Source organism: Pseudomonas sp. MF6396 (assembly GCF_002018915.1).
Classification (GTDB): domain Bacteria; phylum Pseudomonadota; class Gammaproteobacteria; order Pseudomonadales; family Pseudomonadaceae; genus Aquipseudomonas; species Aquipseudomonas palmensis.
The window spans coordinates 1-13,612 of record NZ_MVOK01000012.1; the positions used below are offsets into that span (position 1 = coordinate 1).

General features: G+C 63.2%; 15 protein-coding genes. 11 read left to right on the forward strand and 4 right to left on the reverse strand.

Annotated features, from left to right (window positions below):
- The 3 genes from MF6396_RS13870 to MF6396_RS13875 form a co-directional block, all read left to right on the forward strand.
- Positions 1–683 (forward strand): RHS repeat domain-containing protein (locus MF6396_RS13870; RefSeq protein WP_177346325.1); only part of this gene is annotated, 683 nt, incomplete at its 5' end.
- 131 nt (positions 684–814) lie between these two features.
- Positions 815–1,216, forward strand: a complete 402-nt coding sequence (locus MF6396_RS28450) for a hypothetical protein (RefSeq protein ID WP_153046090.1) — start codon at positions 815–817, stop codon at positions 1,214–1,216.
- A gap of 117 nt (positions 1,217–1,333) precedes the next feature.
- Positions 1,334–1,726 carry an immunity 50 family protein gene (locus MF6396_RS13875; RefSeq protein WP_078480634.1) on the forward strand — a complete coding sequence of 131 codons (393 nt, stop codon included), beginning with the start codon at positions 1,334–1,336 and terminating at the stop codon, positions 1,724–1,726.
- 67 nt (positions 1,727–1,793) lie between these two features.
- Here MF6396_RS13875 and MF6396_RS13880 read toward each other — a convergent pair whose 3' ends face one another.
- Both MF6396_RS13880 and MF6396_RS13885 read right to left on the reverse strand, forming a co-directional pair.
- The gene (locus MF6396_RS13880) at positions 1,794–3,317 is read right to left on the reverse strand and encodes a phospholipase D family protein (RefSeq protein ID WP_058541849.1); all 1,524 of its coding nucleotides are present in this window, start codon (positions 3,315–3,317) and stop codon (positions 1,794–1,796) included.
- 93 nt (positions 3,318–3,410) lie between these two features.
- A complete protein-coding gene (locus tag MF6396_RS13885) occupies positions 3,411–4,841 on the reverse strand; it encodes an aminotransferase-like domain-containing protein (protein ID WP_043863325.1) in 1,431 nt (476 codons plus the stop codon).
- A gap of 177 nt (positions 4,842–5,018) precedes the next feature.
- Between MF6396_RS13885 and MF6396_RS13890 the strand changes: the two genes are divergently transcribed.
- The gene (locus tag MF6396_RS13890; RefSeq protein WP_078480636.1) at positions 5,019–5,234 is read left to right on the forward strand and encodes a DUF1127 domain-containing protein; all 216 of its coding nucleotides are present in this window, start codon (positions 5,019–5,021) and stop codon (positions 5,232–5,234) included.
- Here the strand turns inward: MF6396_RS13890 and MF6396_RS13895 are convergent.
- Positions 5,231–6,508, reverse strand: coding sequence for an NAD(P)/FAD-dependent oxidoreductase (locus tag MF6396_RS13895; protein WP_043863327.1), 1,278 nt, complete (start codon positions 6,506–6,508; stop codon positions 5,231–5,233). The two genes, MF6396_RS13890 and MF6396_RS13895, sit on opposite strands and share 4 nt — an antisense overlap.
- 117 nt (positions 6,509–6,625) lie before the next feature.
- Between MF6396_RS13895 and MF6396_RS13900 the strand changes: the two genes are divergently transcribed.
- Complete coding sequence (locus MF6396_RS13900; protein ID WP_043863328.1) at positions 6,626–6,979, forward strand: YkgJ family cysteine cluster protein; 354 nt, start codon at positions 6,626–6,628, stop codon at positions 6,977–6,979.
- Positions 6,980–6,982: 3 nt separating this feature from the next.
- On the opposite strand, the gene dadR is transcribed toward MF6396_RS13900, so the two are convergent.
- Positions 6,983–7,471 (reverse strand): transcriptional regulator DadR, encoded by a 489-nt coding sequence (dadR, locus tag MF6396_RS13905; protein WP_042121505.1) that lies wholly within the window; start codon positions 7,469–7,471, stop codon positions 6,983–6,985.
- 156 nt (positions 7,472–7,627) lie between these two features.
- On the opposite strand from dadR, the gene dadA reads away from it, so the two are divergent.
- The 6 genes from dadA to MF6396_RS13935 all read left to right on the forward strand — a co-directional run bounded on the left by dadA (position 7,628) and on the right by MF6396_RS13935 (position 13,584).
- Entirely contained in the window at positions 7,628–8,929 is a 1,302-nt protein-coding gene (gene dadA, locus MF6396_RS13910) for a D-amino acid dehydrogenase (protein WP_043863329.1), read from the forward strand.
- Complete coding sequence (locus tag MF6396_RS13915; protein WP_078480637.1) at positions 8,901–9,254, forward strand: RidA family protein; 354 nt, start codon at positions 8,901–8,903, stop codon at positions 9,252–9,254. The genes dadA and MF6396_RS13915 overlap by 29 nt, the downstream gene beginning before the upstream one ends.
- Positions 9,255–9,294: 40 nt before the next feature.
- Positions 9,295–10,368, forward strand: a complete 1,074-nt coding sequence (alr, locus tag MF6396_RS13920) for an alanine racemase (RefSeq protein WP_078480639.1) — start codon at positions 9,295–9,297, stop codon at positions 10,366–10,368.
- Between the two features lie 108 nt (positions 10,369–10,476).
- Positions 10,477–11,025, forward strand: a complete 549-nt coding sequence (locus MF6396_RS13925) for a cupin domain-containing protein (protein ID WP_043863332.1) — start codon at positions 10,477–10,479, stop codon at positions 11,023–11,025.
- A 168-nt stretch (positions 11,026–11,193) separates the two neighbouring features.
- The gene (locus MF6396_RS13930) at positions 11,194–11,601 is read left to right on the forward strand and encodes a c-type cytochrome (RefSeq protein WP_043863333.1); all 408 of its coding nucleotides are present in this window, start codon (positions 11,194–11,196) and stop codon (positions 11,599–11,601) included.
- Positions 11,602–11,724: 123 nt separating this feature from the next.
- Positions 11,725–13,584: an acetyl-CoA hydrolase/transferase C-terminal domain-containing protein gene (locus MF6396_RS13935; RefSeq protein WP_078480640.1), complete on the forward strand. Its 1,860-nt coding sequence runs from the start codon at positions 11,725–11,727 to the stop codon at positions 13,582–13,584.
- The last annotated feature ends 28 nt before the right edge of the window (positions 13,585–13,612 follow it).

Here is a 13,612-nt window from a genome sequence, read left to right on the forward strand (position 1 = left end):
ATTACCTGTATGAGCCGGGCAGCTTTGTGCCGGTGGCCCAGGCCCTGCGCAGGGGGCCGGTGCGGCTGCACAAGCAGCCGGACTGGAGCCAGCGCAGTTACGACTTCGACCAGGACCCGTTGTGGCAAACGCACATGCCGCCGCAGGCGTTTGATGCGCTTGCGTGGTACCAGTGCGATCACCTGGGCACGCCAATGGAACTGACTGACCACCATGGGGCGGTGGCGTGGGCGGGGCAGTACAAGGCGTGGGGGGAGGTGCGTGAGGAGCGGTCGGCTTGGGCGAGGCAGGTTGGACTGGGTAATCCGCTACGGTTTCAGGGGCAGTATCACGACCGGGAGACTGGCCTGCACTACAACCGGTATCGGTACTATGATCCGGGGGTTGGGCGGTTTATTGGGCAGGACCCGATCGGGTTTTCAGGCGGTTTGAACGTATATCAATACGCACCCATCCCAATACATTGGGTTGATCCACTTGGCTTGACGAAAAAATGTAATTTATGCACTGATCAAGAAAATAAAAAAGAAAAACTACAGTGTGATGAAATATACGATGATTACAATCAGGCAATGAATGATGCCCTTAGCTTCACGCATATCACAGCTAAAGGTAGCGTTCCGAACCCAGCAAAATTTGGATCGCAACCGTTTAACGGAAGAGTAGTTCGTGGAGAGTATTGAGGTTTTCGGGTGGAATATGATGAAAGACATAAATCTCACATCAATGCGTTCAATAGAAAGAAAAATGTGCGAACCATTTGCTTTGATGCTTCAGGAAAAACCGTGACCAAAATAGTAAAGAGATTTAATCCATGGGTTTCTCAAAAAAATGTCAAGAGTTTATCGAGTTGCATGCATGTAGCGATCACGAAGAGGTAGATGTTTTTAAAGTTATAAGTGACAACTTCCCCATTAGCTGTTCCTCCATTGACTGGAATCGTGTAGAAAACAAAACAACATATGAAAGTGTTTCGCGAAGCGATCTTAAAAGAGAACTAATTTCAATTTTGGAAGCTATAGGTTTTCAGTCATTCCATGATTTTTTTGTTATGCATATGGATAATGCAATCCCCTTGTTGAAAACAGGTATTTACGAGTGGCTAGACTTTGTGGATGAACTGGATTTTGTTGATACATTATTTTTGTCGGTTGACAGAAAATTAGTGATTCATTGGGACTTCTACAAGAATTTGCATGTAAGAATAATTGGGTAAGGCAGCCGTTCCAGGCATCCAATGCCGCAAGCAAGCTGCACTGACTCCAGAGCGAATCCGGTATCTGTTGAGGCGATGGTACAACACTACTATTTTTGTTGCCGGAATAAGAAGTAAATGAATTTTCCTAACGTTATGAATCCGCAAGCATTGACTACGATATATGGAGGGATGCCAAATTTTCTAGGGTCAGATATTACAGAGGTTAATTTCAGGCGGGATGAACCAAGGTTATCTATTAAGCTGGTTACTCGAGAAAAGCCTGAGAATAGCCCTGTGAAGTGGCCAAGAAATTATGATGCGGTCTATATTGAACTATCATTTATAGGGAGTAAATGTATCGATTTTAGCGAGTGGGGCTATGAGAATGTTATTTGTGAAATTTCGTTTGATGTCGTGGATGAGGCCGTCGCTATAAAGATACGCTGCGTTGATAATAGTCGACTGAAATTTACTTGTGATTTGGTTCGTGTCGAGAGCGTGCGGCATGGTCTCACTGGTACCCCTTGACGAGCTAACTCCACGCAGCTCGGATCGCGCCGCATCGACCTGCGTTCGACAGCATGGAGATTTCACCCTACAACATCCTCTCCAACCCCACCGCCTTGCTCACCCACGCATTGAATCGTCGCCACAGCCCGCCTGGCTCTGTCGTCAACGTGTGCAACTGCCCATTGTCCTCGGTCACCCACACCAGCTTGCCGTCGACCAGCCGCGGCTCGTAGCTCAGCGCCGGCGCCATGCCCTGCAGCGCCAGGTCGCGGGTGTACTCGGCCAGTTGCGGGCTGTCCACCAGCACGCCGACCTCGGTGTTCCACAGCACCGAGCGTGGGTCGAAGTTGAACGAGCCGATGAAGGTCTTCTGCCGATCGAACACGATCGCCTTGCTGTGCAGGCTCGAGTCCGATGCACTGCCGAAGTGATGGATACGCCCGCTGCTGGGGTCGCCGGGCTGGCGGCGCAGTTCGTACAGTTTTACCCCGTGTTCCAGCAGCGCCTTGCGGTACGGCGCATAGCCGCCGTGTACCGCCGGCACGTCGGTGGCCTCCAGCGAGTTGGTCAGCAGGCTCACCGACACCCCGGCGTCGGCATGGCTGGTCAGGTACAGCAGGCCGGTCTCGCCAGGTACGAAGTAGGCCGATACCAGGATCAGCTCATGGTGCACGTCGTTCAGGTCGGGCGCCAACTGCTGGGTCAGCAGCAACCGCGGGTCTGGCTCGGCCTGGGCCAGCACCTTGCTTGGCGCATCCCACAGCGCCTGGTTGTGTGCCCAGATCAACTCGTTGCGCCACGAATCCAGGCGCGGGTGGGTCTTGTAGGCCATCAGGCGGTCGTACAGTGCCTTGCGCTTGACCCTGGCCTCGCTGAGCGAAGCCTCCAGGCGCTCGCGGCTCACACGCAGGTCGTCGGCGTTCGGGGTGCTGAACATGAAGTCGCCAATGGGTCGGCTCAGGGCACTGTTCCAGTACTGGTCGAAGCTGTGCCCCAGCTGTTCGGCCACCGGCCCCACGCCCAGCATGTCGATGTCGGTGAAGTTCAGGTTGGGCTCGGCGTCGAAGTATTCGTCACCCAGGTTGCGCCCGCCGACGATGGCCATGCTGTTGTCCACCAGCCACAGCTTGTTGTGCATGCGCCGGTGCTGCAGCGACAGGTTGAACAGCCTGCCCAGGGCACGGGTCACGCCGGTGCTGCGCCCCAGGTGCAGCGGGTTGAACACGCGAATCTGTACCTTCGGGTGCGCCGCCAGGGTGGCGATGACCTCGTCCAGGCCGTCGCTGGTGGTGTCGTCGAGCAGGATGCGCACGCGCACGCCACGGTCGGCAGCCTGCAGCAGTTCGTGCACCAGCGCGCGGGTGCTGAGCCCGTCATGCACGATGTAGTACTGCAGGTCGATGCTGCTCTGGGCGTTACGGATCAGCTCGGCGCGGGCGTGGAACGCCTCGGTGCTGTTGGGCAGCAGGCGAAAGCCGGACCGCCCCTCATGGGCGCTGGCCTGGCGCTGCACCGAACGGCCAAAGGCCGAGTCGCTGGCGGGCAGGGCCTGGGTCACGGTACGGGGCGTGCTGGAGGTGGCGCACCCGGCAAGGGTGAGCGCCAGCATCAGTAACAGCGCGAAGGCCCTGGGTTTGGTCAAAGGGGCATGTCCTTGAGCAGGAAGGCAGTTGGGGGTTGGACCACGCGGGGCGGCGCAACGTTACCCGCCGCGCTCATCCTCGGCCAGTAGACGAATGGCGGTTTCGCCGACCTTGCGCACGGCCGCTTCGATTTCGGCAGTGGCGCGGGCGGCAAAGTTCATGCGCAGGCAGTTGCGGAACTTGCCCGACGCCGAAAAGATGCTGCCCACCGCAATCTGCACACCTTGCTCAAGTAAAGCCCGGTTCAGGCGCAAGGTGTCGAAACTTTCCGGCAGTTCCACCCACAGCACGAAGCCGCCCTGGGGCCGGCTGGCGCGGGTGCCGGCGGGGAAGTAGCGGCTCACCCAGTCGATCATCTGATCGCGGGCGCGCTGGTACTGGCCGCGCACACGGCGCAGGTGCGGCTGGTAGTGGCCGCCCTCGATGAAGTCGGCAATCGCCAGCTGCGGCTGGGTGGCGGTGTAGCCGGTGCTGATGTACTTCATGTGCATCACCCGCTCCAGGTAGCGCCCCGGCGCCACCCAGCCCACCCGCAGGCCGGGCGCAAGGGTCTTGGAGAACGAGCTGCACAGCAGCACGCGGCCGTCGTCGTCGAACGACTTGATGGTGCGTGGGCGCGGGTAGGTGTAGGCCAGGTCGCCATACACGTCGTCCTCCAGGATCGCCACGTCGAAGCGCTGGGCCAGGGTCAGCAGGGCGCGTTTGCGCGCCTCGGGCATGATGTAGCCCAATGGATTGTTGCAGCTGGGGGTCAGCTGGATCAGCTTGATCGGCCACTGTTCCAGGGCCAGCTCCAGGGCTTCGAGGCTGATGCCGGTGAGCGGGTCGGTGGGGATCTCCAACGCTTTCATGCCCAGGCCCTTGAGGGTCTGCATGGCGCCGTGAAAGCTCGGTGATTCGACCGCGACGATGTCGCCCGGCTGGCACACCGCGCGCACGCTGATCGACAGGGCTTCCTGGCAGCCGGTGGTGATCACCAGGTCTGCCGTGCTCAGGCTGCAGCCCGAATCGAGCATCAGCCGCGCCACCTGCTCGCGCAGGGCTTCGGTGCCGGCGACGGTGTCGTAGTACAGGCCGGGCATGTCCTGGCGCCGGCTCAGCTGCGCCAGGCTGCGCAGCAACGGCTTGAGGGTGGGGCTGCCGACATCGGGCATGCCGCGGCCCAGTTGCACCACGTCCTTGCGCGGCACGCTGCGCACCAGCTCGAACACCTGGTCCCATTGCGAGATATCCACAGGGCGCTGGGCCGGGCGGCTGACGTCGGGCAGGGCGGGTAGTGGGCGATGGTCAGGCACGAAATAGCCGGACTTGGGCCTGGGCGCCGCCAGCCCGTGGTCTTCCAGCACCCGATACGCCTGCTGCACGGTACTCAGGCTCACGCCATGCTCGACGCTCAGGGCCCGCACCGACGGCAGGCGGTCGCCGGGGCGGTAGAGGCCCTGCTCGATGCGTGCGCCAATCAGTTCGGCGAGGTTGACGTAGAGGGTCATGGCGTACTCCTGGGCGGGAAAGCGGCTGGCAACCGGTACAGATTGGGCAAAAATACAGCATTCAGCGCCGTTATCGACACATCTGTATGGAAATAATACCTGGCGGTTGAATCTGTAATGCCTTTCAGCACCCGCGCATCATGGCTGCACGGTTACCCACCCTGGAGGAATGAAACGATGAACGGCGCGAGCGATGCAGGCCTGCCACTGTGCACCAAAGGCGAGGTGGCACGACATGAGGCGCCCGCCAGCCCGAGTCGCTGGGCTGTGATGATGCGGCGGTGGCGTTCACGCCATGCGCTGCTGCAGCTCGATGCCGAGCAGCTGCGCGATATCGGCCTGACCCGCGAACAGGCCGTGAAGGAAGGTCTCAGGCCATTCTGGAGACCCTAGGCCAGTGCCTTGAGGCGGTGCCACAGCATGCCCAGCGCCAACAGCGGCGAGCGCAGGTGCTTGCCGCCAGGGAAGGTGATGTGCGGCACCTGGGCGAACAGGTCGAAGCGCCCGCTCTGCTGGCCGCTGATCGCCTCGCCCAGCAGCCGCCCGGCCAGGTGCGTGGCGTTGAGCCCGTGGCCGGCATAGGCCTGGGCGTAGTAAACGTTGGGCCGGTCGCGCAGGCGGCCGATCTGCGGCAGGCGGTTGGCGCCGATGCCGATCATGCCGCCCCACTGGTATTCGATGCGGGTGTCGGCCAGTTGCGGGAACACCTTGAGCATCTTGGGCCGCATGTAGGCGCCGATGTCCTGCGGATCGCGCCCCGAGTAGTGGCAGGCGCCACCGAACAGCAGGCGCCGGTCGGCCGAGAGGCGATAGTAGTCCACGGTCACCTGCTGGTCGCACACCGCCATGTTCTGCGGCAGCAACTCGTTGGCCAGGGCTTCGCTCAGCGGTTCGGTGGCGATGATGTAGCTGCCGGCCGGCAGCACCTTGCCACTGAGCTCGCGGTCCAGGTCGTTGATGTAGGCATTGCAGCACAGCACCAGCGTGTTCGCCCGCACCGAGCCCTTGGCGGTGTGCACATGCACCTGCGGGCCGTGCTCGATGCGGGTGACACGGGAATGCTCGAACACCTGCACGCCCAGCTGGCGCGCGGCCTCGGCCTCGCCCAGCGCCAGGTTCAGCGGGTGCAGGTGCCCCGAGCCCATGTCCACCAGGCCGCCGGCGTAGCGACGCGAGCCGACCACCGTGTGCATCTGGTCGGGCTGCACCAGGCGCAGCTCATGGGTGTAGCCCAGTCCGCGCAGCTCGTCGATCTCTTCGCTGAAGCCCTCGAATTCCCGTGGCTTGTTGGCCAGGTCGCAGTAGCCCCAGGTCAGGTCGCAGTCGATGGCATGGCGTTCGATGCGCTGGCGCACGATGTCCACTGCTTCCAGGCCCATCAGTTTGAGGCTGCGCACTCCCTCGCTGCCGATCACCGGGGTGAACTGGTCCAGGCCGTGTCCGACCCCGCGAATCAGCTGCCCGCCATTGCGTCCACTGGCGCCCCAACCGATCTTGTGCGCTTCGAGCAGCACCACGCTCAGGCCGCGTTCGGCCAGTTCGATGGCGGTATTGAGGCCCGAAAAGCCGCCGCCCACCACGCACACATCACAGTTCAGCTCGCCTTGCAGGGGCGGGTACGCCGGTTGCCCGGCGCTGTGGGCAGCGTAGTAGGAAGTGGTATGCACGTTTGAAGGATCCTGGTAGGGCTGTGTGGAAAATTTGACACAGCATAGGCGGTGCTTTGATCGGCAGGCAACCGTGGGGCAAAATGGCGCTTCAGCCTTTCCCGCCACGAGTCTGCCATGAGTTGCAACAGTCACAAGATCCGCTTCCTGCGTGAGCAGATCCCGTCGTTCGCCTGCGTGCCGGGCTGCCACGATTGCTGCGGCCCGGTGACCACCTCCAGCGAGGAAATGGCGCGCCTGCCACGCAAGAGCGCGGCCGAGCAACAGGCCGCGCTGGATGAGCTCAACTGTGTGCACCTGGGCCCCGAGGGCTGCACGGTGTACGAGGAGCGGCCGCTGATCTGCCGCCTGTTCGGCACCACCCCGCGCCTGCCGTGCCCCAATGGTCGCGGCCCTGCCGAGATGATCGACCCGCAGGCCGAGCGCCTGGTGCACCAGTACATCGCCAGCACCCGCCAGGTGCTGGTGTAAGGCTCAGTCCGGAATCGGCAGGTTGAGGCTTTCCTTCACCTCTTCCATCACGATGTAGCTCTTGGATTCGCGCACGTGCGGCAGCTTGAGCAGGATGTCGCCCAGCAGCTTGCGGTACGAGGCCATCTCCGAAATGCGGGCCTTCACCAGGTAGTCGAAATCGCCCGATACCAGGTGGCATTCCAATACGTGGGGCAGCTTGAGCACCGCGCGGCGAAACTCCTCGAAAGTGTCCCCCGACTTGTAGTCCAGGCTGATCTCGACGAACACCAGCAGGCTGCCCTTGAGGTGCTGCGGGTTGAGCCGGGCGTTGTAGCCCATGATGATGCCTTCGCGCTCCAGACGCCGGACCCGCTCGGTGCACGGGGTGGTCGACAGGCCGACCTTCTCGCCCAGTTCGGTGAACGAGATGCGCCCGTCGGTCTGCAGGATGCGCAGGATGTTGCGGTCGATCTTGTCCAGTTCACGTTTGCTTTGATGCTGGGTTCTCATAGTGGATGCCCCTCCGTAAAAGCCGACCCTGCCGAGAATTCTCGCCAAATATAGGCTTTTATATAGTGAAAAGCACTGCCTCTACCTTCCTATACTGCGCCCATCCATGCCTTAAACAACAAATGTGTGCGGTACGCCGCCTCGAGGGATAACAACATGCGCGTTCTGGTACTTGGTAGCGGCGTCATCGGGACCGCCAGTGCCTACTATCTGGCTCGTCAGGGGTTTGAAGTGGTGGTGGTCGATCGCCAGCCGGCGGTGGCCATGGAAACCAGCTTCGCCAACGCTGGCCAGGTATCGCCGGGTTATGCCTCGCCCTGGGCTGCACCCGGTGTGCCGCTCAAGGCCATCAAGTGGCTGCTCGAGCGCCACGCCCCGCTGGCCATCAAGGCCACCGCCGACATCGACCAGTACCTGTGGATGGCGCAGATGCTGCGCAACTGCACGGCCAACCGCTATGCGGTGAACAAGGAGCGCATGGTGCGCCTGTCCGAGTACAGCCGCGACTGCCTCGACGAGCTGCGTGCCGAAACCGGCATTGCCTACGAAGGCCGCACCCTGGGCACCACCCAGTTGTTCCGCACCCAGGCGCAACTGGACAACGCGGCCAAGGATATCGCCGTGCTGGAACAGTCCGGTGTGCCCTACGAGCTGCTCGACCGCGACGGCATTGCCCGCGTGGAGCCTGCCCTGGCCAATGTCACCGACATCCTCGCCGGTGCCCTGCGCCTGCCCAACGACCAGACCGGCGACTGCCAGCTGTTCACCACGCGCCTGGCCGAAATGGCGCGCGACCTGGGCGTGGAATTCCGCTTCGGGCAGAACATCGAGCGCCTCGATCACGCGGGCGACCGGGTCAACGGCGTATGGATCGACGGCAAGCTGGAAACCGCCGATCGCTACGTGCTGGCCCTGGGCAGCTACTCGCCGCAACTGCTCAAGCCGCTGGGCATCAAGGCCCCGGTGTACCCGCTCAAGGGCTACTCGCTGACCGTGCCGATCACCGACCCGGCCATGGCCCCGACCTCGACGATTCTCGACGAGACCTACAAGGTCGCGATCACCCGCTTCGACAACCGCATCCGCGTCGGCGGCATGGCCGAGATCGCCGGTTTCGACCTGTCGCTCAACCCGCGTCGGCGCGAAACGCTGGAGATGATTGTCAACGACCTTTATCCTCGCGGCGGCGACCTGAGCCAGGCCAGCTTCTGGACCGGCCTGCGCCCGACCACCCCCGACGGCACGCCGATCGTGGGCGCCACGGCGTTTCGCAACCTGTTCCTGAACACCGGCCACGGCACCCTCGGCTGGACCATGGCGTGCGGTTCGGGTCGCCTGCTGGCCGACCTGATGGCGCGCAAGAAGCCGCAGATCAGCGCCGAAGGCCTCGACATTTCCCGCTACAGCAACAGTCAGGAGACTGCAAAGCATGTCAATCCAGCGCCAGCTCACCAATGAGCGCATGAGCCAGATCGTTACCCACAACGGCACCGTCTACCTGTCGGGCCAGGTGGGTAATGACCTGAACGGCGACGTCGGCCAGCAGACCCGCGAGGTGCTGGCCAACATCGAGCGGCTGCTGGACCTGGCCGGTACCGACAAGAGCCGCGTGCTGTCGGCGACCATCTACCTCAGCGACATCGACACCCAGTTCCAGGCCATGAACACGGTGTGGGACCAGTGGATAGCCAAAGGCAATGCCCCGGCCCGCGCCACCGTTCAGGCCCGGCTGTGCAATCCGCAGATGCTGGTCGAGATCTCGATCGTCGCCGCCCTGCCGTAATCCGTTACCCAACTCACCCGACTGCCAGAAGGCTGCCGTCATGCGTCCCGCCCGTGCCCTGATCGATCTCCAAGCGCTGCGCCACAACTATCAACTCGCCCGCGAACTGACCGGCGCCAAGGCGCTGGCCGTGATCAAGGCCGACGCCTACGGGCACGGCGCGGTGCGCTGCGCCCAGGCGCTGGAGGGCGAGGCCGACGGGTTCGCCGTGGCTTGCATCGAAGAGGCGCTGGAGCTGCGTGCTGCCGGCATCAAGGCCCCGGTGCTGCTGCTCGAGGGCATTTTCGAAGCCAGCGAGCTGCCCCTGATTGCCGAGCAGGACCTGTGGTGCGTGGTGCATTCGCTGTGGCAGCTCGAAGCCATCGAACAGGCAGGCCTGACCCGCCCGATCACCGTGTGGCTCAAGCTCGACACCGGCATGCACCGCGTCGGCCTGCACCCCAAGGACTACCACGGCGCCTACCAACGTCTGCTGGCCAGCGGCAAGGTGACGCGCATCGTGCTGATGAGCCACTTCGCCCGTGCCGACGAACTCGACAGCACGGCCAGCAGCGAGCAGGTGGCGGTGTTCGAAGCCGCGCGCCAGGGCCTGAGTGCCGAGGTCAGCCTGCGCAACTCGCCGGCCGTGCTGGGCTGGCCGCAGGTGCCCAGCGACTGGGTGCGTCCGGGCATCATGCTGTATGGCGCCACGCCCTTCGAGGTGCCGCAGGCCCAGGCTCAGCGCCTGCAGCCGGTGATGACCCTGGAATCCAAAGTGATCTGCGTGCGCGAACTGCCGGCCGGCGAGCCGGTGGGCTACGGTGCGAAATTCATCAGCCCGCGCCCCACCCGCGTGGGTGTGGTCGCCATGGGCTATGCCGACGGCTACCCGCGCCTGGCACCCACCGGTACCCCGGTGCTGGTGGCCGGCAAGCGCAGCCAGCTGATTGGCCGCGTGTCGATGGACATGTTGTGCATCGACCTCACCGATGTGCCCGAGGCCGGGCTGGGCAGCCCGGTGGAGTTGTGGGGCAAGCACGTGCTGGCCAGCGACGTGGCGATCCAGGCGGGCACCATCCCGTATCAGATCTTCTGCAACCTGCGTCGGGTGCCGATGGTGTACAGCGGCAATTGAGGCGCCAAAGCGGACGGGCTGCGGGTCGAAGTGTTGTAAATACTGAACGCTGTTGCGATGATACCGTTCAATTTCGACCCCACGTGTTCGTTTAGGAGGGCCCAGGCCTTGGACGTCGGTGAACGACTGCAAGCCATTCGCAAGCTCAAAGGCCTGTCTCAACGCGAGCTGGCCAAGCGGGCGGGCGTGACCAACAGCACCATCTCGATGATCGAGAAGAACAGCGTGAGCCCTTCGATCAGCTCGCTGCGCAAGGTGCTGGGCGGTATTCCGATGTCGATGGTGGAGTTCTTTTCCGAAGAGCTGCAGCCCGAGAACCCGACCCAGATCGTGTACAAGGCCAACGAACTGATCGATATATCCGACGGCGCAGTCACCATGAAGCTGGTCGGCAAGGCCCACGCCAGCCGCGCCATTGCCTTTCTAAACGAGATCTACCCGCCCGGTGCCGACACCGGCGAAGAGATGCTCACCCACGACGGCGAAGAGACCGGCATCCTGCTCGAAGGGCGCCTGGAGCTGGTGGTGGGGCTTGAAACCTTCATCCTCGAGGCGGGCGACAGCTACTATTTCGAGAGCACCAAGCCGCATCGATTCCGCAATCCCTACGATGAGCCGGCCCGGCTGATCAGTGCCGCCACCCCGGCCAACTTCTGAGCCCACGCGCGTCGCCAATGCGCGGCGGATTGTCGCGGCTAAACCCCTTTGGTCTTTAGGGTTGTTTCGGTGAGGCGGGGTTCCCGCTATACTTGCGCGGCCTGCGAAACCGTGGCCGCGGGCGTGACTAGCCACCATGAGGGTGTACGCGTGAATCTAATCAAGACAATGCTGGCCGTACCAGCAGCCGTAGTAGCCCTATGGGCCGTCAACGCCCAGGCTGTGACCAATGACGACATCGCCAAGCGGCTGGAGCCGGTCGGTCAGGTGTGTGTACAAGGGCAGGAATGCAAGGGCATGGAAGTGGCCGCCACTGCCGGCGGTGGCGGTGCCAAGACCCCGGATGAAGTCATCGCCAAGCACTGCAACGCGTGCCATGGCAGCGGTCTGCTGGGCGCACCGAAGATCGGCGATACCGCCGCCTGGAAAGAGCGCGCCGACCATCAGGGCGGCCTGGACGGCATCCTGGCCAAGGCCATCACCGGCATCAACGCCATGCCGCCAAAAGGCACCTGTGCCGACTGCTCGGATGACGACCTCAAGGCCGCCATCGAGAAGATGTCCGGCCTCAAGTAAGCCCGACGCTGCAGCTACAAGGCCCGCCACGTGCGGGCTTTGTCGTTTCTGACGCTGGCCATTGCAGCAAACGCGGGGCATGCTCGGTCCAACCCTGGAATCACGGATGCCTAGGAGGCCGAGATGGCGCACCGCTGTTCGATCGAGATCGCCGTGGACGAAGTGCTGGCGCGTTTGCCGGCGCACATCCACATGGGCCTGCCACTGGGCCTGGGCAAGCCCAACCGCTTCGTCAATGCGCTGTATGCACGGGTGCGTGAGCTGCCCGAGCGGCAACTGACCATCTACACCGCACTGAGCCTGGGCCGCCCGGACCTGGGTGACGGCCTGCAGCGGCGCTTTCTCGAACCCTTCGTGGAGCGCGTGTTCGCCGACTACCCCGAACTGGACTACCTGCAGGACCTGCGCCGCGACCGGTTGCCGGCCAACATCCGCGTCGAGCAGTTCTTCATGCAGCCGGGCAGCATGCTGCACAGCCACATGGCCCAGCAGGACTACGTCAGCAGCAACTACAGTCATGCGGCCCGCGACATCAATGCCAAGGGCCTGAACCTGGTGGCGCAGATCGTTGCCGCCCACCCCGAGCGCCCCGGGCACCTGAGCCTGAGCTGCAACCCCGACATCACCCTCGACCTGCTGCCGATGATCGCGCGCCGGCGTGCAGCCGGCGAAACCATCCTGATGCTGGGGCACGTGCACGACGAGCTGCCCTACATGCCGGGCGACAGCGAACTGGCGCAGGACGATTTCGACCTGTTGATCGACGCCCCGGAAACCACTCGGCTGTTCTCCACGCCGAACATGCCCGTCACCACCCAGGACCACTTCATCGGCGTGCACGCCAGCACCCTGGTGCGCGACGGCGGCACCTTGCAGATCGGCATCGGCGCCATGGGCGATGCGCTGGCCGCCGCGTTGCTGGCGCGCCAGGGGGACGCGCCGGAGTACCAGGCGCTGCTCGCCGACCTCGACCTGGCGCCCTGGCAGGTGCTGATCGAGCGTGAAGGCGGCACTGCGCCGTTTGCCCAGGGCCTGTATGGCTGCAGCGAGATGTTCGTGAACGGATTGCTCGCGCTGGCGGAGGCGGGCGTGGTGCGCCGGCCGGTGGCCGACGGGGTGCTGGTGCATGGCGGTTTCTTCCTCGGGCCGCAGGCGTTCTACCAGCGCCTGCGCGAGATGCCGCTGGCGCAGCGCAAAGCCTTTGCCATGCACGCGATCAGCTTCATCAACGAGCTGTACGGCGACGAGGCGCTCAAGCGCGAACAGCGCCGCGATGCACGCTTCATCAACACCGTATTCACCATGACCCTGATGGGAGCGGGGGTGGCCGACCAGCTCGAGGACGGTCGCGTACTGAGCGGGGTGGGCGGGCAGTACAACTTCGTCGCCCAGGCCCATGCGCTGGAAGGCGGGCGTTCCATCCTGCTGCTGCGCAGCTGGCGCGAAGCCGGCGGGGAGGTCAGTTCCAACCTGCTGTGGACCTACGGGCACTGCACCATCCCGCGGCATCTGCGCGATATCGTGGTGACCGAGTACGGCATTGCCGACCTGCGCGGGCAGACCGACGCCGAGGTGATTGCGCGGTTGCTGGCGATCAGCGATTCGCGGTTCCAGCCCGGGCTGATGGAGCAGGCGAAAAAGGCCGGCAAGCTGGCGCAGGATTTCGAGCTGGATGCGCGCTTCACGCAGAACACGCCGCAGCGGCTGGAGGCATTGCGTGGGCGGCATGCGCGGTTGTTTGCCGAGTATCCGCTGGGCAGCGATTTCACCGCTGAAGAGAAGGACCTGCTGCGCGCGCTGAACTGGCTCAAGAGCAAGTTCAAGTTGAGCGAGGCGCTGGAGCTGGGCAAGGCGGCACTGGATGCGCCGGGGCCGGAGCGGTATCCCGAGCATCTGCGGCGCATGGGCCTGAGCGAGCCGGACGGGCTGAAGGAGGACCTGTACCAGCGGTTGCTGCTGGCGGCTTTGCAAACTACCGCGTAGAACGCTTTCGCCGGCAAGGCCGGCTCCT

What these genes read in the sequence shown, in the direction of transcription:
- MF6396_RS28450 (WP_153046090.1), top strand. Translation starts at nt 815, where the DNA reads ATGGGTTTCTCAAAAAAATGTCAAGAGTTTATCGAGTTGCATGCATGT.
- MF6396_RS13875 (WP_078480634.1), top strand. Translation starts at nt 1,334, where the DNA reads ATGAATTTTCCTAACGTTATGAATCCGCAAGCATTGACTACGATATAT.
- MF6396_RS13880 (WP_058541849.1), bottom strand. Translation starts at nt 3,317, where the DNA reads ATGCTGGCGCTCACCCTTGCCGGGTGCGCCACCTCCAGCACGCCCCGT.
- MF6396_RS13885 (WP_043863325.1), bottom strand. Translation starts at nt 4,841, where the DNA reads ATGACCCTCTACGTCAACCTCGCCGAACTGATTGGCGCACGCATCGAG.
- MF6396_RS13890 (WP_078480636.1), top strand. Translation starts at nt 5,019, where the DNA reads ATGAACGGCGCGAGCGATGCAGGCCTGCCACTGTGCACCAAAGGCGAG.
- MF6396_RS13900 (WP_043863328.1), top strand. Translation starts at nt 6,626, where the DNA reads ATGAGTTGCAACAGTCACAAGATCCGCTTCCTGCGTGAGCAGATCCCG.
- dadR (WP_042121505.1), bottom strand. Translation starts at nt 7,471, where the DNA reads ATGAGAACCCAGCATCAAAGCAAACGTGAACTGGACAAGATCGACCGC.
- dadA (WP_043863329.1), top strand. Translation starts at nt 7,628, where the DNA reads ATGCGCGTTCTGGTACTTGGTAGCGGCGTCATCGGGACCGCCAGTGCC.
- MF6396_RS13915 (WP_078480637.1), top strand. Translation starts at nt 8,901, where the DNA reads ATGTCAATCCAGCGCCAGCTCACCAATGAGCGCATGAGCCAGATCGTT.
- alr (WP_078480639.1), top strand. Translation starts at nt 9,295, where the DNA reads ATGCGTCCCGCCCGTGCCCTGATCGATCTCCAAGCGCTGCGCCACAAC.
- MF6396_RS13930 (WP_043863333.1), top strand. Translation starts at nt 11,194, where the DNA reads ATGCTGGCCGTACCAGCAGCCGTAGTAGCCCTATGGGCCGTCAACGCC.
- MF6396_RS13935 (WP_078480640.1), top strand. Translation starts at nt 11,725, where the DNA reads ATGGCGCACCGCTGTTCGATCGAGATCGCCGTGGACGAAGTGCTGGCG.